The organism is Exiguobacterium sp. s181, assembly GCF_018617125.1.
GTDB classification, from domain to species: Bacteria; Bacillota; Bacilli; order Exiguobacteriales; family Exiguobacteriaceae; genus Exiguobacterium; species Exiguobacterium profundum.
Map to the genome: position 1 here is coordinate 53,588 of NZ_JACSJM010000006.1, position 21,472 is coordinate 75,059.

Here is a 21,472-nt window from a genome sequence, read left to right on the forward strand (position 1 = left end):
CTTTATACATATATTATTACCTTTACACAAGATTAAATATTCAACAAACTATTTATTTAATTTTACTTCTTAATTATCGAAAGATTTATCAGCTATGTGAATACCTATTAATTCACTATCTTTATTAAGGATAGGGGCTCATATTGCCCAAATGAAGTATCAGCTTAGTATATCTTCTTATTACATATACTTGCTTTTACTTTACCATCACTAAAAATATCTTACTTTTTTCACCACTAAATACACTCCTCTTATTTTTGAATGTAATTAGATAAATGTTTCCCAGTTACGCTATCTTGTATGCTAAGGACACCTTCTGGGTAACCACTGTATAATAATCTTCCTCCTTGTTGACCAGCAGCTGGTCCCATATCAATTAACCAGTCTGATTCTGTCATCATTGACAAGTTATGCTCGATTAGAACGACGGTATTACCTTCATCCACTAATTGATTAAATAATTCGATCAGCACATGGATATCCCTTTCATGTAACCCTGTTGTTGGTTCATCAAAAATAAAGATGTGGTCAGTCACTTGATTGATTAAATACTCACTGAGCTTTACACGTTGAATTTCTCCACCTGAAAGTGTGTCCAATGATTGTCCAAGTGTCATATAGCCTAGACCAGTGGCAGCGAGGGATTTTAATATCTCCAGAATTTTATGATGTGTATTGAAGTAATTTATTCCTTCTTCCACCGTTAATTGTAAGACATCTGCAATAGAGTAACCATCTACTTTAGCATCTAGAACTTCCTGTCTATAACGTGTTCCATGACATACTTCACAAACTTGTGAAAAATCAGGCATAAACGCAAGTTCTGTTTTAAGAATTCCTTTTCCTTTACAGTTTGGACAAGCACCTTCAGAATTATAGCTGAACATACTTTTCTTTAGCCCTGTCTCCTTACTGAAAAATGCTCGTAATTCATCAAATGTATTGGTATAAGTTAATATATTTGAACGATTTGAAACATTAATAGCTTTTTGATCGATGAATATAACATTTTTAATCTGTTTAAACCCAGTTTTTATGAGCGTACTCTTACCAGAACCAGCAACCCCTGTAATAACAGAAATAGCATTTTTAGGGAGATACACTTCAACATTTTTGACGTTATTTTTTGTAACTGGACCGATATGAATCATTTCTTGAGATGACCTTGGAACTTTTAGTTGATGTTTTTCTTTGAGTTCTTGTCCAGTCGCAGTGTGGGAGTCGAGAAGTTGATCGTATGTTCCTTCAAATGTAATTCTACCCCCATTTTTACCGGCACCTGGTCCTACGTCAACAATGTGATCTGCAATCTTAATAATATCAGGATCGTGTTCAACCACAATAACTGTATTTCCTTTATCCCGAATAGACATAATTATGCGATTGATATTTTCAATATCTTCAGGATGCAGTCCAACACTCGGTTCATCGATAATGTATACGAGATCGGTCAGTGGGCTACTTAAATGACGAATAAGCTTAATACGCTGAGATTCACCACCTGATAATGTAGGTGTTTCTCGACCAAGTGTCAAATAACCAAGTCCAATATCAACTAGAGATTGAAGTTGCTGTTTAAGCGGCTTTACAATATATGCAGCTGTTTTATCAGTAAGATAGTCTAAAAACAGGATATTTTCTACGATACTTTGATTTGTAAAATCAGCAATATCTGCACCGTTAATTTTGCAGCTTAAAATACGTTGATTTAAACGTTTTCCGTGACAGTTAGGACAAACCATTGTCGTTACAACACGCTCATATTCATCCGGCCACCTGCTTTTTTCATAGCCATCATTAATAATAAACAGTCGCCTGAATCGATAGACGACCCCTTCATATTTTGCAGTACGGGGCCATTCTTCAGGAGGATTGGTCAGTTTGGTCGGCTCTAAATAAAGTAATTGATGCATCTCTTCCTTCGAATACTCTTTCAGCTTCTTATCATTATCAAATAGACCCGAATGCGTATAGCTTTTACCACGCCAGTGATCTGGTCCGAATGTAGGAAAATTAATTCCATGTTCGTTTAAAGATTTGTCATAATCCAGCAATTCATCGATATCAATTTCCTCGACATATCCTAAGCCTTGGCATCTCTCACACATTCCTGCCGAATTATTGAATGAAAATTCATTTGAATATCCGACAAATGGTTGACCAATACGAGACCATAGTAGACGAACAGCAGAATAAATGTCGGAAATTGTACCTACTGTAGAGCGCGAGTTACCACCAAGTCTTTTCTGACCAATGACCATTGAAACAGGAAGATTTTGAATGGAATCTACATCAGGTTTCTCATAATGAGTTAATTGATTCTGTATATATGTAGAATAAGTTTCATTGAGTAGACGCTCAGATTCAGCTGCAATCGTACTAAATACTAATGAAGATTTTCCAGATCCTGATTTTCCTGTAAAAACGGTCAATTGATGCTTTGGAAGACTTAACGAAACATTTTTTAAATTATTTTGTCGTGCACCTTTGATGATGATATTTTTCATCCCAAACTTCCTCTCCATAATTAAATATATTTATATTTTTTACCTTTTTAACGAGAAATAAGTTTATAAGTATCAATTTTAAAGTTCCAAATTTTTAGCTGAATTTCCGATTATATTCTATTAAAAAATTTAGGGAAATTCTATAATCAAGTTAGCCACCTACGGTGTGCTTTAAAAAATTTAAATGTACGCAGATTGTAAAATTAAGCTAGACAACTAAAAAAGCCTTCTGTGCTAAACTTAATATGTATTTCCGACCAAAGAAAACATTAAGGAGTTAGCACAAATGGCCTATACACACCTTACCACGGATGAACTTGCGTCCATAGAATTATATTACCACCAGAAAATTTCGGTCAGTGAGATCTGCCGGAGAATTAAGCGTTAAAGAGAGATCGTCTATAATGTAATTAATGCACTCAAAGCAGGTATATCTGTACTGGAATTCTATCAGAACGATAAGAAAAGAAAATCTCTTTGCAGAAGACGTAGAATCGTCCTTCCTAAGCATCAGATCAGTTATATTCAAAAAAGGATAGCCGACGGCTGGACACCTGACACCATCATAGGCAGAAATGAAGAATCTATCAGCTGTTCTGTTAAAATTCTGTACAGAATGTTCAGAGAAGATATTCTTCCTGTTCACTCACTTCCGATGAAAGGGAAAAGAAAACCTAACAGTCATCATGAGAAAAGAGGTCGTCAGACTTTCAAACGTCACATTTCAGAAAGAACAGTTGAATTTCCTGACTTTGATAAAGCGTTCTAAAGTGGATCCCATTGTCAAAACACTAATTTTATAATAATAAGGTGAAAACAGTCATTCTTCTTGTCCTTGTCCCATCTTGCAGACCCAGCCTTTCCTATGCCAGGTTCTGTCAAGGGCGTATTTTCCCTTGACAGGTCCTGGGATGGGAAAGATAATTGCTCCGAGATGGCAAGGACAGTAACCTACTGAAAATAGATGGATGCCGGTGTCCTATAACCCAATAACTGGTGGGGACGTTCCCAGTTATAGAATTCCATGTAGTCACGGATGTTCTGTCTCGCTTCTCTTGGTGTCCCGTAGTCCTTCAGATAGACCTCTTCGTACTTGAGGCTCCGCCAGAAACGTTCGATCATGATGTTATCCAGTGCCCGACCCTTGCTGTCCATGCTGATTTGGACGGCAGGCTGTTCCTTCAGGAGGTGGATATATTTGGAACTGGTGAAGTGGCTACCCTGGTCACTGTTGAAGATGTCCGGCTGTCCGATCGTGAAAGCCCGCCGGACGGCATCCAGGACAAAACCTATTTCCAGTGTCTGGTCCAGTTCCCAGCTGATGATATACCGGGAGTGCCAATCGATGATGGCTGCCAAATACATCCAGCTATCCTGCAGGCGGATATACGTGATATCAATGCCCCAAGCCTGGTTGGGACGGGTAATGTTCACCCCTTTCAGTAGGTATGGATAAATGCGATGCTGCAGGTTGCGTTTACTCAGATTGGGGCCTGGATAGAGAGCCTGTATGCCCATCTCGCGCATGTGACGCTGGACCCTCTTGCGGTTGATATTCACCTCTTCATTTTTCAATACTTCGGCAATCCTGCGTGACCCGTAGAACGGATATTTGGTGTAGATCTCATCAATCCTATGCTTGATGGCAACCTCTTCAGGCGAAGGGGCAACCGGCCTGTAATAAAGGCTGGAACGATTGAGCCCAAGCAGATCGGCCTGTTGGGAAACAGGAAGTTTACTGTTTCCCCATTCCATCATCTCTACCCGTTCCTGTCTAATCGTGGTAGATGCCAGATTTTTTTTTGATCCACGACAGCTGCGTGGTTAACTTTCCGACTTCTGCATAGAGATTTTCCAGTTTCTCTTCATAGTCGGCTCTCATCTTCTCTTGGTCCTTGTTCTGTTTCTTGAACACTTGTGGCATCTCTGACAGGAAATGTGTTTTCCACTTATGCAGCTGGTTCACATGGATGCCATGTTCGGAAGCAATCTGGCTCATTGTTTTTTCTTCCTTCAAGATTTCCAACACAACTTGAGTTTTGAATTCGGGTGTATATCTTTTTCGTTTCATATACCTACCTTAACATCTCCTTTTTCGTGTCTGAAATCTTGGGTCCATTATAAAGAGACAGGGTTATGTGGTGCGCGTGGCATCGATCAAGAATTTATCCATGACGTGGATGCAACCATCGTGTTGGACCGTCGGGGCACACGCGACATTGTCACCGGATGTCGAGGCATGTTCGATTTTTGTGAAGCGTCTTATGGAGAACTGTTCGAAAGAGCGGGGCGATTGGTCGGAATGAACGACTGGAAGGCGACGCGCAACGGGGGATCAAGTGATGCAAAAGTATTTGCGGAATTCGGTATTCCGTCTGTGAATCTATCCATCGGTTACCGTGACGAGCATACAGACTTCGAGGAAGTTGACTATTGTGCAACATTTGAGACGGTGGTACTTGTCGAAACAGTCCTTAGTCATCGTCTGATTCAACAAAATAGCTGAAAAAATAGGAAGGCAGCACTTGAAAAAAATGCTGCCTTCCTATTTGCAATTTTCCTTGTATTAAAATGATTCTATTTTTATTCCCCTACCATTCCGTCATTATCGTTATCACGCATATAGGGGTAGAGCCAATGGTCGCTCATGATCGGCATCGTGAAACCGGCGTCTTTCGCTTCCTGGATCGTCACCTGACCGTTGCCATTCGTATCTACGCTCGAGACATCGCCTGTGGCCTCAGGTGCAGCTGCGGGTTCCGGTTCACCTTCTGTTAGGCCGAGTGCTGCATTCACTTCATCCGGGTTAACGTTGTCGAAGGAATCGGTGACGACATTTCCTTTGACCGTATAGGTGTATTGGTAGTGTGACGGAATATAAGTTTTCGTATCCGGATAGGTAATGATCGCCTCGAAGTCGGTCGCGCCGCCGGCCATACGGATGACGTCCTCCATATAGGCCTGGTCCCCGTAGCGGTTGAGCGTGCTATCTTGTGGTGTGATGTTGTAGGCGTTCGAGACGCCCCCGAGCGAGTCAGCGATGACGTGGCCTTCATCGAGATCACTGTTTTCGACGCCTGAGACCTTCGCCTCGTCATGATAGTAACGGCCATCCGAGGTCACATCCTCCGAATCATCATCCTGCAAGATGATCTGATCGGCGATGACACGAATCAATTGACCATGTTCGTTCGTGAACGCCCAATACTCGCGATCTCCATATCCGATATCGACGACGACGTTCGCCTCACGGTACCCGGACAAGTCCCCACCATCAACATTGATCAGTTTATAGCCGGAGAATTGATTGTTATCCGAATTTGTGACCGTTTCTTCGGCTGTTGCAGGTTCTTCTGCAGTCGTCTCCGTATTTGCGTCGTCTGTGCTCGTTTCGGTCGTCTCGACGACTTCTTCTGTTTGAGTAGCAGGCTCCTCTGCTTTCTCATTTGTAGAAGGGGTGTTTTCACTGGTACAACCGGCCATCAGCAGGATGGCCAAAGGCAAGGCTAAGTAGGTAAATTTCATTTTGTTCTCCTTATAGCATGTATATATGTAGATGAGTCAATACGATCTATGTTCAATTATATCCTCCGCATGTTTACGATGCGCCAATCCTTCACGTTTTGTTCGTCCATATGTTGAGTGACGCGTTCGATCATTCTAAATCGTTCGCGCTGACAAAAGTTGTAGGCTTCTTCCGGTAATGGCAGTTCGACCTCAATCGTGACTTTCACTTTTTTTCTTCGTTTGTTGAATCGATTCAGCAAATGATGTTCCAGCTTCGTGATGAACGCGTCGTCACCAATACCCTCTTCTGACTTCAGTACGCCGGTTATCTCAGGACTGATTCCATCAAGGTGGTGTTTGATTTCAAACGGTGTCGCATCTAAGTACTCGCAGAGGTGATCAAAGCGCAGTAACTCTGTACCGTGATATTGCTGAATCCATTCTTGAAGTCGCATGAGGAGAACCCCTTTTTAGTTCAAGTGTACCTCGTAGGGTTTTAACAAACAGTGACGAAGTCGTGTACAGCGTATGTAAGGTGCCGCACATGAGACTTGTTCGATTTCGTAATTCTGTCCTTCCTTAAAAACGGACTTTGTTCTGAGCCTCCATCTCTGCCAGCTTTGCCTTTTTCACATCAGGATCAGTGGTGAACCGATAGCTGCTTCCCTCATGGATCCAGGTCTCATCAAGGATAATGCCATTCATAATGTGGCGATACGGCATGGCGGTACATAACGTGTATCCCTTCAGATAGTGTGCAGCTTCCTGAATGGAGACACACTCCTTTACTTCTACCCCGTCTTTAAAAATCAGGACCGGTTTATACGTCTTGTTTATTGCGATTGGTTTTCGTAAATCCATTTCTCTCACTCCTCCTATCATCACACCTTACCTATTTATGTATGTGGTCAACCGCAGGAATTAGAAGCTATTTAACAAATAGCGGATTATAATAAAGGTGTGTTGGATAATTTTACAATAATTTTAAAGTGGAGTGATAGAAGATGAATAAATTGATCAAGATTGGGAGTGCCGTTCTATTTAGTGGAGCGCTATTGGTGTCACCATACGGGGAAGCATCAGCCGCTACGAGCATTAAAGTCCATTACATCGATGTCGGACAGGGAGACGCCATCTACATCAAGATGCCGAGCGGTGAGGACGTCATCATCGACGGGGGTAACAAAGGAAAGGGCGATGCCATCGTCGCCTACCTCAAAAAGCAAAAAGTTGACGATATCGAGGTATTGATCTCGACGCATCCGGATGCGGATCATATTGGTGGATTAGACGAAATCCTAGATGCCTATCGTGTCGAGAACGTCTACGCGCCGAAAGTGAAGCACACGACCCAGGCTTACAAAGATTTTCTGCAAGCCGTCAAACGGGAAGGGAAGACCATCAAAACGGCACAGGCCGGCGTGAAGCTACCGATCAAAGGCGTCAGTGCGAAGTTTGTGGGTCCGGTCAAATCCTACTCGAACAGTGACTTGAACAACTGGAGTGCAGTCCTTCATGTAACGTACAAGAAGAACACGTTCTTGTTCACGGGAGACGCGGAACACGTTTCTGAGAAGGACATGATGGCGAAGAAGCAGACGCTCCGTGCAGATGTCTTAAAGGTGGGACATCACGGTGCCAAGACGTCGACAAGCAGTACGTTCCTGAACACGGTCAAACCGAAGCATGCTATCATCAGTGTCGGGAAGAACAGCTACGGCCATCCGACTTCCGAAGTGGTGACGAACTTGAAGCGTCAAAAACCGAACACGCTTCGCACAGATAAGAATGGCACGATCATCATTACAGGGAACGGTTCAAGTTATGCCGTAAAGAAATCAAGATGAAGCGACGGAGAGGTATCATCGATCGATTTGAAGGGGACTTGGCTGTCGTCGAATTCGGAGAAGTGATGGAGGATATTCCAAAGTCACGACTTCCAGACACGGTTCAACCTGGTGACGTGCTTTGGTTTTATGAAGATGGGAAAGTTGAAGTGGACGCCAAGGAACGCAAACGATTATCGAGTGATATCGATGAGTTGATGGATGAGCTTTGGGAAGATTAAAAACGAGTATCAATTATTCATGATTGTATTTTTAAAACTTACAAATCAGTATTTTTTAATAAAGACAAATCGGCAAATAATTTTTATCTAAATATAAAGCTCGATTGACATTGAATAAAAACTGATATAAAGTCAACAGCATAATATTCACTAGGAGGATTGTTAAGAATGATGCACGCCGGGAGATTACGCCACCACACTTTGAACAATGGCTAATTGAATATGTTCAAAGGCTCTGTTTTCATAAAACAGAGTAAATGGGAGTAGTCTGCACATTTTTATCAATCTTTGACGAAGAAACCACACACTTACAAACATAGCAGATTTACAACTCTTTTTGTCGTGTCCTTTTATTTTTGATAATGGACGCTTCTTGGTTGTAGCTCATTTACTCTTGATCACAGACACCATTTTGTCTGTGATTTTTTTATGACTTCATTTAGTTAAGTCTAATTAGAAAAGATTGAAATGAAAAAGTATTAAAAATGCATACATTTCACTTGCTTATCGCACAACATAAAAATTGGAGGAACAAATCATGAACGAATTTAAACGGCTTGCAAAAAATAAAGGATTAGATGTGTTAGAGAATAGCATTGTGGTAAATGAATCGGGTGTTGATTTTCAAGTTGCTTATGCAAAAGATACGCTTGGTAGCAAGTGGATACTAAGAATTCCTCGAAGATTAGATTCGATGAGGAGCGCCTTGAAAGAAAAGAGGGCACTAGAAATTATGGAAGAACATGTGAGTTTTCAAGTTCCAAATTGGTCAATTTTTGATGATGAACTAATTGCGTATAAGCAATTAGATGGTGTTCCGGTTGCAACAATTGATGTAGAGCAACAAGATTACATCTGGAGTTTTGACAAAGAGAATACACCACAATCTTACTATCAGTCATTAGGTAAAGTGTTGGCAGAACTACACACATTACCACATCGACACTTCAAAGAAATCGGTATCAAAACTCTATATGCTAGAGATTTAAACAGTTCAATGAAGATACGGATGGAGAAGGTGAGACAGAAGTATCATGTGAATTCAGAGCTATGGGAGCGTTGGCAAGAATGGTTGGCGAATGATTCGCTATGGCCATCGCATGTAGGTGTAAGCCACGGGGATTTACACCCTGGCCACATACTAATAAATAAGAATTTTGAGGTCTCTGGTTTGATAGATTGGACAGAAATTAGTATTGCGGACACATCTGTGGATTTTCTATCACATCTATTACTGTTTGGTAAGGATGGTTTGACAAAGTTACTCGATGCTTACGACAATGCAGGCGGAAGAACATGGTCAAGAATGGATGAGCATATAATTGAGTTGTTAACAACCAGCGCAATAACTGTAGCTGAATTCGCAGAGATATCTGACCTACAAGATATGCGTGAAACAGCTGCTCATATGCTTACACAAAATGTATGAGGTAAAAGCAATGGCAGCGCTCTGAAATTGAAAAGGGTATGAATTTTTAAATCATCATACCCACGAAGTCACCAGAGTCTTTCGATGTTAAACAATGAAATTCTTGAAAGGGACTTTTGTTCTTCATCTAACAACACGTCATGCCAGTGATTTTCAAGCGATTTCAGGACCGGTCTCTCCAAACGATTGGTTTTTTCAAGATGGTGTAAAGGATGTACGGCACTTTCCGGGTCGAAGTGACCACTGACCAATGGTTGATTCGGTAATGCGATTGTATAAGCAACAAGCTGGTCTTCACTGAAGTCATGATTATTGGCAATACCGAATGACTGGAACCCGAACGCTTTATCATGAATATACATGAGCGGCTCATCGACGCGATCCACTTTCAGGTTCGTCTCGAGGGCCGCTTTTGCGTTCAGATAGGGCTCCACCTCCTCGGGAAACACACTTTGTACGGCATGAACCCGTTCATAAAGACTGAGGTCAGCCTCTTTCCATCCCATACGTCGCTCCAGCTGTTCAAGGTAATCGAGAGGGCTCCGTTCTTTCTCCTGCTCCAAGGTGTGAGCTTTCTCGAGATGAGACTCGATGTGATCGAGGAAAGCTGCGGATGTCTGGTGGACCTCCTGCAACAGCTTTTCCTTGTCGAGAAGTTCCTTGTCTTTCGTCCAACCAGCCAAGTAGGAGAGCGAAAAGTCGTCCGTCGGGAATCCAAGTTGATGCGAAACGACGTAGGCGACCATCTCGGCTTGGAACTCCTTCTCGGGTGCCGTGAGCGGTTGGTCCCGTTCGAGATTCCGCTCTTGGTTGTGCAGCTCCGAATGGGCGAGCTCGTGGATCAGGACAGTGATGTCCTCGATGGATGTGTTTCGCGGGTTCAAGGCAATCGCATGTAGCTCCGGGTAGTAACAACCCTTCGCCGTACCGATCTCGTCGAGCGGTTCCTCCAATAGCGTCACATTCCGGGCATCCGCGAGCGTCGTCAAGGCGTCACGGATGTCTTGTTCGTTCTCAATCCCGCCGTCACGGTGATACCGTTTGAAGATGTCCGAGACCTCAATCCCTTTCTCGCGCGCGTCGGTCTGCGTGTACTCGAACACGTGACCGATCTTGAAGTACATCATCTTGCGTGACGGGATTCGTCCTTGTTTTACGCCGTCTTTGATTGGCTTTGGTGCCTTGCTGAGCGGCACCCATTCATCTTTGTGCAGGGCATACGTCACTGGGTTCGGGACGAATACTTTGATGCCACGCTCACCTTTTTGGACCTGTGCGCCTTGCTTCTCCCAGAACGGAAAAGAGCCGACCGCGACCGCACCGGGGAACTGGGACTCGATCAAAACTGCGTTCCGCATCGAGTATTGATGGAACTTGCCGAGGAACTGGAGATGTTCCCGGATCTTCTCCGGACTCTCGAAGTAGCTGTCGATCTGTTTTCCCATCTGCTCGGTCAAGGCCTCGAGCTCGGCTTTCCGTTCTTCATTCGTCTTCATCTTGGCCATCGTGTCAGACTCCTTCCTTCAACAAATCGGTGATAGATTCTTCGGTATCTGTGAATTCGTTCAGTTCACGTTCGAGTTGTGTCGACGTTTCCGGGATGTCCAGTAACAGCCGTGTCCGATTGAAATTGATGGGAAGTAAGACGACCTCGTCTTGCGCGATAGTGGTCAAAAGTTGGTGCTCGGAAGCGGACACCGGGATGTGGTACCGCTTTCCATAGATGAAGACGGTGACGGTATCGGGTTGAAGCGTCAACAGTTGTCCCATCGTGAAGGGACGGTCAAGTGGTCGCATAGGATTCATCCTCTCTCAAAAGTTAGTGTGTCCTTCTTCTGTTTTTGGTGTTCGATGCGTTCCTGGACGATACGTTCCGCCGTCGCGAGGAACGTTGGCTTGAACTGATCCGTTGTCATGATGTCCTCAATACCCTCGGTCTGCATCAGCGCCTGAAGGAGCTCCGTCAGAATCTGACCGTGACGGTCGGAGCGGTTCGCGGCGAGTCGGATGCGCTCAAGCTCTGTCGACACCTGCTTGTTCATCATCTTCTCGATATGACGAGAGACCTGCGTGCTGATCGAGCGGGTGAGGAACTGCATGTCCCACTTCTCGTCGGCCAGTTGTTTATGTTCTTCTGCGATATGGTCGATGACCTGACCGAGGTGGCCGAAGCGTTTGTCGTCGGCGAACTCCTCCAAATACGCGACCGTCTCCGGCTTCAAACGAAGACGGATCTGTCTCAACTCTTCCATCGTCCTCCCTCACTTTCCATATTCGATGTCCCGTTCCAGCTGTTCGAAAGCACGTTGGTTCTTCAAATGTTCGAATTCGTCGTTCATATGCCGCTCGATCCGGTAGAGTGATTCGTTGAATAGCTTTTGTTGTTTGAACGCGCGTCGGATTGGATGTTTGGGGGCTTCATTGTTCTCACATGTCGCTTCTTCTTTTGACAAGTCTCGCATCTCAGAGAGGATGGCATTCCCCATCCGGGTGTAGAGGTCTTGTCGCTTTGTCATCCGGTACCGCTCGGCCTTCTCCGTGTCGCCGTAGCTACGGCGATGGAACGACACTTCCTGTTCGAGTCGCTCGTTGAAGGCTTGAAACTCTGATTTGAAGTGAATGTCGATATAGCGGTCGGTCAAACGGTCGAGTGATTCACGGAGTGGCTGCATCCCGTTCATGTTGTAGCGCCATTGACGTTTGTCTTCCGGCAAGCGTTCATAGATGTCCTTGAACTGACGGGCGAGGTCGGGATGAAAGACACGGTTCGGGAACGTTTGAATCTTCCGGTTCCGCTTATGGGCGACCAATTCGTCGCGGATGAACGCATTCAGTTTCTCCTGTTCTTTCGTCCGGTCGGCGAGGGAATGGATGACCTTCGACTTCATCAGCTCGATTGATTTCGGTTTGCGTTTGCCGCGCTCGCGTATATGGCTCGTCTCAACGATGGCGACATGCACGTGGATGTTGTCGGTGTTGTAATGCACGGCACCGGTCCAATAGGCGTGTACCATCTTCTCTTTTTGGAGCATCGCCTCGACCGCGTTCCGCGTCGCCTGGATCAACCGTTTCTCGTCGACGAGGTCGTCGTGGAGCACACCGGTCTCGCGCAGCCAGGCGTTGTCGAACGAGATGACGTCCTGCCAGAGGATGCTCCCGTTCTCTTGCGCATGCTTGAAGATGTCGCGGACGGCGCGACGCATTTCGTCGTCCAATCGATCGTCCTCGCGTGTGAACAAACCGCTCGATTTCGTCTCGTCTTCCATATAGTCGTGATACGTCTCGAACTGTTCCCGACTGTCTTTCGCGTCCGGTCGATTGATGTAGTCTAGGTACGTCGTGTAGCGACGTGACTTCTTTTTCGTGCCCGGCACCTTGAACTTCGACTTGATGACGACACCCGGCGTCTCACGCATCCTGCATCACCTCACTCAACAAACGGGTCACCTGGGCGAGCTCGTCCGCACTCCGTTTCAAGTGGAGCGTGTTCGCCTCGAGCTGTCGTTCGAGTCGCTCGACCTGCGTCGATTGGATGCCGTTCGCGCACCAGGAGGCGAGCAATTCTTTCAAATATTGTTGCCGGGAACGGTTGTGTTCCTTCGCCCATTCATCGATCTGCTTCACGATGACGGGGTCGATGTCGCGGAGTAACAGATCCATTTGCCTGACCACCTTTCTAGAGGCTATATTTTGCCGACGTCCGAAAAGTTCGTTCAAAGAGCATAAGGGGAAACTGCTATCACTTGTCGTGATAGCCCAGGCAGAGCCTGGGATTTCCGTGATATCATCAAAACTCCAAAAACGGCACGAAATGTGCCAGTGAAACCAACGATTTGGCACGAAATGTGCCACTTAAATTGATAGTTCCCGGAGCCGAACACGCAACTTGTCGTGCTTTTCTTCGAGCGCTACGACCGACTGTTCGAGCTTTTCAAGTTCTAGTGTGAGCTCGTCACGCTTCCGGCCGAGGTCGAAAATCTCGTTCTCCTGTTCGACCTGTTCGTCGAGCGAGAGATAGGGAAGTTCGTCTTCGAGTTCCTCTTTGTCACGGTCGATTCGCTCGATTTGTTGCCGCTGCGCTTCGACTGATTGTTGCGCTTTTTCTAATTGTTGCTCTGTCTCCGTGAGCTCGTCCTCGACGAACAACCTCGTGAAAGTTGTCTCGTTAGATGAATTGTGACTCGCCTGTTCGATGGTCCGACGGTCGGCATAGAGGGACGTCAGGAGACCTTCTTCTCGTTTATCGGGTGTGAGTGTGTCAATTGATTGTGAGTCATCGAATCCGTAAATCCGGACAGCGAGCTGGTCAAAATCGTTCGGCACATCTTTCAATTCGAGCACATATTGGTCGTTCCGTTCGTAGAGCAACACAACTTCCTTCTCAGAATCCGGTCGTGCCTTATAGACGTAGCAGAAGAGATGATCGTTCGTGTTACCTGGTGTCTCATCAAGTGAAAGGCGGACGCGCATCGTCCGTTTATCCATGTCATAACTCCAAGAATGGAGCGTCACGGTCTCCCCGTTCGAGAGCCGAATCGCCTCGTTGATTGGCGTCTCATTGATCGGCGCTTCCTCGGCGAAGAAGAACGACGAGGTACCGAAGAAGAGGAAGCCGATGACAAAGAATACACCGAGTACGAGGTAGAACCGGGAGACGTTCTGGGTGAGACGCCGTCGTGTTTGTCGTCGCATCTAGATTCCTCCTTCAGGTGTCAGGTCTTCCATTTCGGTGACGACCAAACGTCCTTCGATGGACTCGAACGTCAGGGCCAACAGTTCTTGCGTCGTCTCTTCATAACCCGTCTCGGTGATCAACAGGTGCTGTTCGAACCGTACGAGGCATTCTTCTCCGGAGACAGAAGGGAACACCTTGATGTCGCGGACGGTCGTCTCGAACGTGCCGACATCGCTTCCGTCAGCGGCGAAGAGTGTGGTTGCGAGTTCCTCCGACATGACGTCCTTCGCCTGTCGTTTCTGGGTCGTGTAACTGTCTTTGGTGATGATGAAGGCGTACTCGACGAAGCGCGTCGCGCGTGTCGTCAGCTCCTCCATTCGTTCCGTCTCTGTCGAAGCGACGACTTGTTCGGTGTCCGCTGACGATTCCCCTGAGGTTGTCGATTCAGGGGGAGTGACAATCTCATTTTCTGTCTGACTCGCCGCTGAAGTACTCGTGACAGCTGTCACTTGTTGATAGAAAAAAATGTTCGCCGCGGTTGAAATCAGTAGCAGTACCCCGAACAGATACGCGAGGTGACGTGCGGTGAAGTTCATCCTTTCTCCTCCTTTCCATACATCCATGACTCAAAATCCGAAGACCGGGGCGGGGTCGATATGACCGGACCATTCACTCGTCTTGATCTCGAAATGCAGATGGTTCCCGCTCGATCGGCCTGTCGTGCCGCAGTACCCGAGCGCCTGCCCAGCGTCGATCTGTTGCCCGGTCTGGACGCCGTGACGACTCAGGTGCGCGTACGCCGTGATGTAGTTGTCATGCCGGACCTGGACGAGATTGCCGTACGGTCCACGATTCCCGCTATAGATGACGGTGCCACTCTTGACCGCGTGGATCGTGTCGGATGGGGTGCAACTGAAGTCGATACCGGTGTGGTTGTCCCGTTGTCCGAAGACGACGCGCCACCCGAAACGCGATGTCACGTTGAGCGGGATGGCGAGCGGGGAATGTAACCCCGACAACAGTTCTTTCGTGATGACCCCGTCGGCGACGGCGACCGGCGCAAGATATTTCAACACCGCATCGACATACTCGATGTCCCCGTAACAGGCACCGTGCTGGACCGCGCTCGGGCGATGACAACGATAGATACCGGTGTGTTTCACGCGTTGGTACATCATCTGCGAGAACGAGATGGCGAGTTCTTTCGAGTAGCGCCCACCGTTCTCCTGGACATAGTTAATAAAGCCGCCTCCGAAGTTGTAACTCTGTAGCGTGAGCTGCACGTCACGGTTCGCCCGTTCGAAGACGGAGGTAAAATGTTCGACGCCGTAGACGATGCTCTCCTCGGGGGAGGTGATGCATCCGATGCGTCCACATTTCGATTCGCTCGCTTGCATCGGGTCGTTCCCGCGTCCGCCGCTCTCCTGCATCATGAGCGCGAGTACGAGGTTCGTCTGTTCGGCCAGTCCGTGCTTCGACAGTTCCGATTCGACCAAGCCCCGATATTGGAGCACCTGGTCGCTTACCTGTAGACCTCCTGCGGTATTGAACGTGACGTCGGTCGGTTGTTCGTTCTGGACACCTGTGAGCGTGTCGAGGATGCCGACAACGAGGATGACCAGGAACAAGACGAGTGCCGCGATGCTGAGCAGGATGAGTCGCCACTTGAGCGTTGCGAGCTGCCATTTCGCTGTGACGGCGAAGCGGGCCGTCCGTTTCGCGGCCGCCCACATCAGGCACCTCCACCGAACAAGACGAGTTCTTCGGGTGCGACATCGACGTCAAAGATGAGGTTCTGTACGCCGGATATGCTAAGGACGACGCGTCCCGTCTCGAGCGAGGGGATGATGCGCATCTCGGAATTCGAGAGTTGGCCATCAAACACCGTCTGGATGATTGGGATGCTCTCCGCGTCCTGTTCGCCGATGATCTTGTATTGCGTCAATTGGAAGAGCGACTTGACGTTCTCGGCGTTCTCGGACTTCGATCCGGCCGGCACGAAGTCGGTGATCAAGTGCGACACGAAGAAGATACCGCCGAAATACTTGCGCGCCTCGCGCATGCAGCGTTGCAGATACAGGATGGCCGGTTGCGCGATGTCGCGCGTGTTGATCAAGTGGTGCGCCTCGTCGATGACGATGAGGTACTTGCATGCCTCCTCGGTCCGGAGCACGCCCTGGTTATAGGCCTTCAGTTGACTCGAGCCGTTGGCGATCATCCCGTCCCACAGCATGTTCATCAAGGAGAACACCTGCGCCTGGAACACCTCGTCGCGTAGGCTCGTCAGGTTCCGGAGCGGGAACGAGACGATGAGCTCCTCGTCGAACCGGTCAATCGAGGAATGGCCGTCGAAGATGTTGTCATAGTTGTGGACGAGGTTCGTGACGGCGAGCTCGATATTCTCGAGACGCCGCACCCGGTTCGGACTGATCGCTTCTTTGATCGAGGTGCGTGTGTCGTCCGTGTAGAGCTCACGACGCACGAGGTTCAAGAAGTCGGAGAACGTCGGGTACCGGTTCGCCGGATGCGTCGTGATCGGCAGTTCACCCTGTTCATCCCAGAGCCCGTGCCGAACGTACAAGTCCCGGAGCAGGATCTCGAACTCGTTCGTCTCTTCTTGCGTCGCCGCCGGGTTGATGTAGTGATAGAACACGGCCATCTTCGACAGGTGCTGCATGAACGAGAGTGCCTCGTTGGCGCTGCCGTCGTTGTTCGTCACGGTCTTATAGACATGGAGCGGATTGATGAGACCGGCCGACCCGTCAAGCGCGATCTCTTTCCCGCCGAGCTGATGCACGAGGTCCGAGAATTCGCCCGTGACGTCGAGGATGCGGATCTTGTTGCCCTTGATTGCCTGGTCGAGCACGGTCTTCTTGAGGAGTGTCGACTTGCCGGACCCCATCTTGCCGATCATGAGCGCGTTATAGAACTTGCGCTGTTTGTCCTTATGGAACAGGTCAAAGATGACGCTGCCGTTCGTGTCGGTCGTCCCGTAATACGTGCCGGTCGCGTCCTGGAGCGACGTGAAGTGGAACGGGTAGCCGCCGGCGATAGAGAGGGAAGGAATCTCTTTCCCGCGGCGCCGGTTCGGGAGCTTTTGTTGTTGATCATAGCTCGTGAACAGGCTCTGCCATTCCCATTCCTGTTCGTTCAGGAAAATTGTCGAACGGAAGTTTCGGGCTTCGAGCTCTTCCATCACTTCCTGCACCTTCACCTCGAGCGTGTCGAGCGTCTTCGCCTTTACATAGAGGCGTAGGTGCAGATATTTCATCGTCTCGCCCTGGGTGATCTGTTCGTAGAGCTCGTTCAGCTCCTTATACGTCTCCCGGGCGTCGATGCGGTCGATGTTGTCCTTCGCGTTCTCGAAGCGTGTATTTTGTTCGGCCATCGACTTGTTGATGGTCTGGATGATCTCACGCTTGTCGGCCGTCCCGATGTCGAGCGTCGTCAAAACGCCCGGCATGTTCAAAATCGGTTCGAGCCAGTAGTCATACACAAGCGACTGATATTTATAGACATGGAGACACGACAGGTAGCCGTCACCGAGCCGGACGAAGTTGGCGTCGAACTTAATGCCGCCCTGCGGCTGAATCTTGGCGATGACGTCGGGATTGTAGCCTTTCTCGATCTTGACGGTCTCTGGGTCCTGTTGTTTGGATAACTTGTCACGCAGGCGTTGCCACATATACGTCACTCCCTTCTTCAGGCGTCGAGTTGTGGTTTCGTGTTCGGGTTGTTCAGTTGATAGAGCACATGCACCTTCTGGTCGAGCGTCAGCTCTCGCATCGGGTTAGAGCGGCGGAGCAGTTTATAGAGATGCGTCTTCCTCTCGCGTAGCGTCCGCTCGTCATCGGCATAAAAAAAGAGGAGATAATCGCGATTGGTGCGATGCTCCTCGAGGTATTCGAGCTCCTGCTTTTTTTTGAGTAAAAAGGGTAGATAGGCGGGTGTTTGATTTTGTCGAATCTGTCGTTCGATGCTGATTTTCTGCCGTTCGAGACTGAGCGGTGTGTTCAGCGGCACGACCTTGAGCGGGTGCGTGTACGCCTGCAGAAGATAGGCGAGCGAGAACACATCATGGTCTTTTTCCTCTTCATTTAAAGAATAGATGTCCTTTGAGGTGAGCTGGACCATGTCGAGATAGGTCCCGTCGCGCATCTCGAACGCCTCGGTCCCGGTGATGTCGACGACCGGCATCAGTTCGGCGACCGTCGATTTGACGACGACCTTGTCTTTGACCTTCCGTTTCTCGACCACGTCCTGTTCGTCGAGCCAGGTGCCTGTGCGTCGCGGTTCTCGTAACGTGTCTTCAATAAAGGTCATCTCAATCACGTCCTTTCGTCTGCGCGTCGAGCGCGATATAGGTGTCTTTCCGTTTGATGAGCGCGTAATAGAACGCGTGGACCATCCGCTTCTGTGGGTTCGTCGCCGGCCGCAGTACCATGAACAGCCCGAAGACGACAAGGAAGACCGTGAACGGTATGTGCAGCATAGACGGGATGAACGGGAGCGTTACGAGCCGGAGCACGATGAGCCCGACGAGGAACAGGAAGTCGTGCAGATAGAGCATCTTATTGATTTTCAGTTCGGTCGTGACCTCGTTCGGGATCCGGTAGTTGCGCATGGGTCGTCACTCCTTCTTCTTAGTTTGGTCAGGTCGCGGTGGCGTGGTCGGATAGATCCGTCGTGAATCTTCCTGTTGCTGGCTATGACGGTGCGTATGATTCTCACGTACCTGTTCGATGACCTCGGTCTCGACATCGAGCACGGTGTCTTGATGGATGGTCCGTCGGGCGCGTCCTTGGCGTTTCTCCGTTGATACATCACTCGAATCCATCGTAGATGAAGAAGACGAGGATGAGCCGCCTGAAGGTGGTGCCTCATGAGGTATCGCTGACGTTGCGTCGTTTTGGGCTACCGATTCGTTTTGATGATTGGCTGGTCCGGGCACGGCAGTAATAGATTCGGTGACCGGTTCGATAGTCGATGAAGTAGGGCCTGGAGAATGACCAGAACTTGAATGATCGTGAATCGATTCCGGTCTTTGCGTCTCAGAAGACGTTGTTTGATGGTCGGGTCCACGCTCGGTATTCGATTTCGGGTTCGTCGCATGAATCGATTCGGGAGACGAAGTACGCTCCGACGCTTCCTTCACGTGTGGAGAGTCTTGCGCTTCCGGTTCTGATTCTTGACCACTGATTGGTTGCGCAACGTCCTTCGGATTTGTCGGTTTCTCTTTGTCGGTCTGCGTGCGACTTGCGGTTTGGTTCTCCTGAGCGACATTATCTGGATCGATCTGCCTCTCGGCGTCCGTCCGCTGCGAAGCTTGGACCGCCACACTAAGCGGTGAAACGTTCTTGGGCACGGCGGTTGGATCTATCCGGGTCGTCGCGGCCTCATGGAGTGAGGGCATCTTTGGTGCGCCTTGTGTGGAACGCGCTACTTTTGAGACGGCGTGGGCACCTGCCGAGGTCACACCTTTCCCGGCGGCATAGGCGCCGAGCGCGACACCCCAGCCCCGTTTGAGCCCGGCATCAATCCCGAACAGCCGCTCGACCATGTTCGGTCCGTCGATCAATGCGACCGAGAAGGCGATGAGGGCGATCAGATAGGCGAAACCGTCCAACGTCTCTGCGAGATAGGCGGTCCCGATCGTGTACAGTTTGATCGAAACGAAGATCAGGATAATCACGAGGAACGTGTTCAAAATGCTCTGAATGACCTTCTTCGTCTTTTGGCCACTGTGTAGGTCGGCCGGGGCGACGAGGATCGCCAAGACATAGTTGAAGGCGAGCTCGAACGACAGGCGCGCCAGTTTGTAGGCAATCGAGAATAGTGTGAAGCCCATGATCCCGAGCGTCACGAAGATGGTCAACCAGTTCGGCTGATAGCGGTAGTAATACTGGTTGTTCCATTCGACGCCACTTTGATCGAGTTTACCGAGACTTGTCTCTTTTCCGTTCCATAGAATATAGGACTCGGCCAATTTGTTTCCGGTTGCCGATAAGTCATAGTTGTTCTTGTCGAAAATCTCATTAATTCGGATATTATCAATCAACTCAGTCGGAATGGCATTTAATGATTCTCCTGTAGTAGCATCGAAATTCTTCGAATCGTGCTCAATCAAATCATGTACATTCCGCTTTAAGATACTCTCAGATAATGAGGCTTCCCCGTCATAAAGCGAATCTGCCCCAATCTCTGCGATTGCTCCATCAGAGAACTCCTGAATTCGGCTCATAGTTGGTGAAAGTAAACCTAAGATTAATAGTGTGATGAACAGGTTGATCAAAAAACTCTCACGTTCAAATTTCTTTTGAAAAATCAACAAGTACCCAGTGAACAAGAAGCTTCCTGCTAAAAGAACATACAAAAAAGGTTGAATCGTAAGAACGAATTCAACCACTTGGTCATTATTGAAAAATGTATTGGTTAATAGGATTTGATCCGTGATTGATTCAAGGCCGTCAATCAAGACTGATAGTCCTCTGACAAGAATCCATCCCATTGAGCGTAGTGCGTCATTGACCATACTACTGATTTGGAGTACGTCTTCGTATTCCTGTAATTTGGTGATTAAATCGGAATCAGCCATTGAAAGACCCCCAATCTACTGAGTCCTAGTAAAGAAGTCCGCTAACTGTTGTTCGTAATTGTCCGCCGTCAACATTCCAACATTGATTTCATCTGTGACGTTTCCATCTTGAATCGAGTATAGAACGGCACCTTTTAGTTCGTCAGTGTATTCAAAGTTACCACGATCGACAAGTTCCTCGCCATCTGGCTGAAACGTATTATAGAGCGTGACTTGTTGATTCTCTTCGTTCGCTACCTCTTTTACGAATTCAACAAATTCTTCGAATTCACCATCTTCTTCTTTTACAATCAGCAAATAGTCATCCTCTTCGGCTGTCATGACCTTCTCAACGTGTTCAATATCACGTTGAACCAAAGACTCATTGGAATTTGAGCAAGCTCCAAGTAAAAACAAGCTGATTCCTAAAGTGCCCGCAAGTAGTTTCCTCATAACGTTTACCCCTCCGTCAGACGATTTTCCCCTTTAGTAGATCCGCGACCTTCAGGTTGACCCGGAAGTCGAACTTATCTATTAGTGTAACAGTTTTTGGGGTGTCTGAGGTGTCGTCCTGATAGACGGTCAGAAAGCCGTCGGTCGTCTGGATGTTGAGCACGTCGCCCCGTTCGAGGCGGACGCGTTGCGTCTCGATGATTCTCGCGACGACACGCAATTCGTTCTGGATTCGCTTCTCTCTCGCACTCTCGGCCAT

The 21,472-nt window shown here is 48.0% G+C and carries 24 protein-coding genes and 1 pseudogene; 6 read left to right on the plus strand and 19 right to left on the minus strand.

The genetic code is table 11. The features are described from left to right. Window positions 1-251: 251 nt before the first annotated feature. The gene (locus KNO70_RS14840; protein ID WP_131472579.1) at window positions 252-2,507 is read right to left on the minus strand and encodes an ATP-binding cassette domain-containing protein; all 2,256 of its coding nucleotides are present in this window, start codon (window positions 2,505-2,507) and stop codon (window positions 252-254) included. A 286-nt stretch (window positions 2,508-2,793) separates the two neighbouring features. Here KNO70_RS14840 and KNO70_RS16355 point away from each other — a divergent pair. Continuing rightward, window positions 2,794-3,273, plus strand: a pseudogene (locus KNO70_RS16355) (IS30 family transposase); the annotation flags it as partial. Window positions 3,274-3,458: 185 nt separating this feature from the next. Here the strand turns inward: KNO70_RS16355 and KNO70_RS14845 are convergent. After that, a protein-coding gene (locus KNO70_RS14845; protein WP_214758530.1) for an IS3 family transposase occupies window positions 3,459-4,578 on the minus strand; the annotation gives its coding sequence in 2 pieces (ribosomal slippage) (window positions 3,459-4,311 and window positions 4,310-4,578; 1,122 coding nt in all). A gap of 120 nt (window positions 4,579-4,698) precedes the next feature. Between KNO70_RS14845 and KNO70_RS14850 the strand changes: the two genes are divergently transcribed. Continuing rightward, entirely contained in the window at window positions 4,699-5,013 is a 315-nt protein-coding gene (locus tag KNO70_RS14850) for a peptidase M42 family protein (RefSeq protein WP_353049154.1), read from the plus strand. A 77-nt stretch (window positions 5,014-5,090) separates the two neighbouring features. On the opposite strand, the gene KNO70_RS14855 is transcribed toward KNO70_RS14850, so the two are convergent. The 3 genes from KNO70_RS14855 to KNO70_RS14865 all read right to left on the minus strand — a co-directional run bounded on the left by KNO70_RS14855 (window position 5,091) and on the right by KNO70_RS14865 (window position 6,875). Next, window positions 5,091-6,032, minus strand: a complete 942-nt coding sequence (locus KNO70_RS14855; RefSeq protein ID WP_114167509.1) for a DNA/RNA non-specific endonuclease — start codon at window positions 6,030-6,032, stop codon at window positions 5,091-5,093. Between the two features lie 56 nt (window positions 6,033-6,088). Then, window positions 6,089-6,469, minus strand: coding sequence for a hypothetical protein (locus KNO70_RS14860; protein ID WP_029596478.1), 381 nt, complete (start codon window positions 6,467-6,469; stop codon window positions 6,089-6,091). Between the two features lie 124 nt (window positions 6,470-6,593). Next, window positions 6,594-6,875 (minus strand): hypothetical protein, encoded by a 282-nt coding sequence (locus tag KNO70_RS14865; RefSeq protein ID WP_029596479.1) that lies wholly within the window; start codon window positions 6,873-6,875, stop codon window positions 6,594-6,596. Between the two features lie 143 nt (window positions 6,876-7,018). On the opposite strand from KNO70_RS14865, the gene KNO70_RS14870 reads away from it, so the two are divergent. From KNO70_RS14870 to mphN, 3 genes are all read left to right on the plus strand, one after another. Then, window positions 7,019-7,861: a ComEC/Rec2 family competence protein gene (locus KNO70_RS14870; RefSeq protein ID WP_214812801.1), complete on the plus strand. Its 843-nt coding sequence runs from the start codon at window positions 7,019-7,021 to the stop codon at window positions 7,859-7,861. Next, window positions 7,858-8,082 (plus strand): DUF3006 domain-containing protein, encoded by a 225-nt coding sequence (locus KNO70_RS14875; protein ID WP_024127775.1) that lies wholly within the window; start codon window positions 7,858-7,860, stop codon window positions 8,080-8,082. The genes KNO70_RS14870 and KNO70_RS14875 overlap by 4 nt, the downstream gene beginning before the upstream one ends. Window positions 8,083-8,620: 538 nt before the next feature. Continuing rightward, the gene (gene mphN / locus KNO70_RS14880; RefSeq protein ID WP_214758528.1) at window positions 8,621-9,511 is read left to right on the plus strand and encodes a macrolide 2'-phosphotransferase; all 891 of its coding nucleotides are present in this window, start codon (window positions 8,621-8,623) and stop codon (window positions 9,509-9,511) included. Window positions 9,512-9,579: 68 nt separating this feature from the next. On the opposite strand, the gene KNO70_RS14885 is transcribed toward mphN, so the two are convergent. The 9 genes from KNO70_RS14885 to KNO70_RS14925 form a co-directional block, all read right to left on the minus strand. After that, entirely contained in the window at window positions 9,580-11,016 is a 1,437-nt protein-coding gene (locus tag KNO70_RS14885) for an ImmA/IrrE family metallo-endopeptidase (RefSeq protein WP_214758526.1), read from the minus strand. A gap of 4 nt (window positions 11,017-11,020) precedes the next feature. Continuing rightward, window positions 11,021-11,308, minus strand: a complete 288-nt coding sequence (locus KNO70_RS14890) for a hypothetical protein (protein ID WP_214758524.1) — start codon at window positions 11,306-11,308, stop codon at window positions 11,021-11,023. Window positions 11,309-11,313: 5 nt separating this feature from the next. Next, window positions 11,314-11,763: a hypothetical protein gene (locus KNO70_RS14895; protein WP_214812802.1), complete on the minus strand. Its 450-nt coding sequence runs from the start codon at window positions 11,761-11,763 to the stop codon at window positions 11,314-11,316. A 9-nt stretch (window positions 11,764-11,772) separates the two neighbouring features. After that, window positions 11,773-12,927, minus strand: a complete 1,155-nt coding sequence (mobP2, locus tag KNO70_RS14900) for a MobP2 family relaxase (RefSeq protein ID WP_214812803.1) — start codon at window positions 12,925-12,927, stop codon at window positions 11,773-11,775. Next, window positions 12,920-13,171 carry a hypothetical protein gene (locus KNO70_RS14905; protein ID WP_131469365.1) on the minus strand — a complete coding sequence of 84 codons (252 nt, stop codon included), beginning with the start codon at window positions 13,169-13,171 and terminating at the stop codon, window positions 12,920-12,922. The genes mobP2 and KNO70_RS14905 overlap by 8 nt, the downstream gene beginning before the upstream one ends. Window positions 13,172-13,363: 192 nt before the next feature. Then, a complete protein-coding gene (locus KNO70_RS14910) occupies window positions 13,364-14,203 on the minus strand; it encodes a hypothetical protein (protein ID WP_214758518.1) in 840 nt (279 codons plus the stop codon). After that, window positions 14,204-14,782 carry a hypothetical protein gene (locus tag KNO70_RS14915; protein ID WP_214758516.1) on the minus strand — a complete coding sequence of 193 codons (579 nt, stop codon included), beginning with the start codon at window positions 14,780-14,782 and terminating at the stop codon, window positions 14,204-14,206. Between the two features lie 30 nt (window positions 14,783-14,812). Then, window positions 14,813-15,919, minus strand: a complete 1,107-nt coding sequence (locus tag KNO70_RS14920; protein ID WP_214758514.1) for a lysozyme family protein — start codon at window positions 15,917-15,919, stop codon at window positions 14,813-14,815. Next, window positions 15,919-17,457 (minus strand): VirB4 family type IV secretion system protein, encoded by a 1,539-nt coding sequence (locus tag KNO70_RS14925; protein WP_371816107.1) that lies wholly within the window; start codon window positions 17,455-17,457, stop codon window positions 15,919-15,921. Before KNO70_RS14925 ends, KNO70_RS14920 begins: the two co-directional genes overlap by 1 nt. On the opposite strand from KNO70_RS14925, the gene KNO70_RS16340 reads away from it, so the two are divergent. Next, on the plus strand, window positions 17,443-17,847 hold the full coding sequence (locus KNO70_RS16340; protein WP_371816108.1) for a hypothetical protein: 405 nt from the start codon (window positions 17,443-17,445) through the stop codon (window positions 17,845-17,847). The genes KNO70_RS14925 and KNO70_RS16340 overlap by 15 nt on opposite strands. Before the next feature lie 41 nt (window positions 17,848-17,888). Here the strand turns inward: KNO70_RS16340 and KNO70_RS14930 are convergent, their stop codons facing one another. From KNO70_RS14930 to KNO70_RS14950, 5 genes are read right to left on the minus strand one after another with little or no spacing between them, the layout of a single operon-like run. Beyond that, window positions 17,889-18,509: a hypothetical protein gene (locus KNO70_RS14930; protein ID WP_214758510.1), complete on the minus strand. Its 621-nt coding sequence runs from the start codon at window positions 18,507-18,509 to the stop codon at window positions 17,889-17,891. A 1-nt stretch (window position 18,510) separates the two neighbouring features. Further along, window positions 18,511-18,810, minus strand: a complete 300-nt coding sequence (locus KNO70_RS14935) for a DUF5592 family protein (protein WP_214758508.1) — start codon at window positions 18,808-18,810, stop codon at window positions 18,511-18,513. Between the two features lie 6 nt (window positions 18,811-18,816). Next, window positions 18,817-20,781, minus strand: a complete 1,965-nt coding sequence (locus KNO70_RS14940) for a pLS20_p028 family conjugation system transmembrane protein (RefSeq protein WP_214758506.1) — start codon at window positions 20,779-20,781, stop codon at window positions 18,817-18,819. A gap of 15 nt (window positions 20,782-20,796) precedes the next feature. Next, entirely contained in the window at window positions 20,797-21,213 is a 417-nt protein-coding gene (locus KNO70_RS14945) for a hypothetical protein (protein WP_131472605.1), read from the minus strand. A gap of 16 nt (window positions 21,214-21,229) precedes the next feature. After that, window positions 21,230-21,472 carry a hypothetical protein gene (locus KNO70_RS14950; RefSeq protein ID WP_012390470.1) on the minus strand — a complete coding sequence of 81 codons (243 nt, stop codon included), beginning with the start codon at window positions 21,470-21,472 and terminating at the stop codon, window positions 21,230-21,232.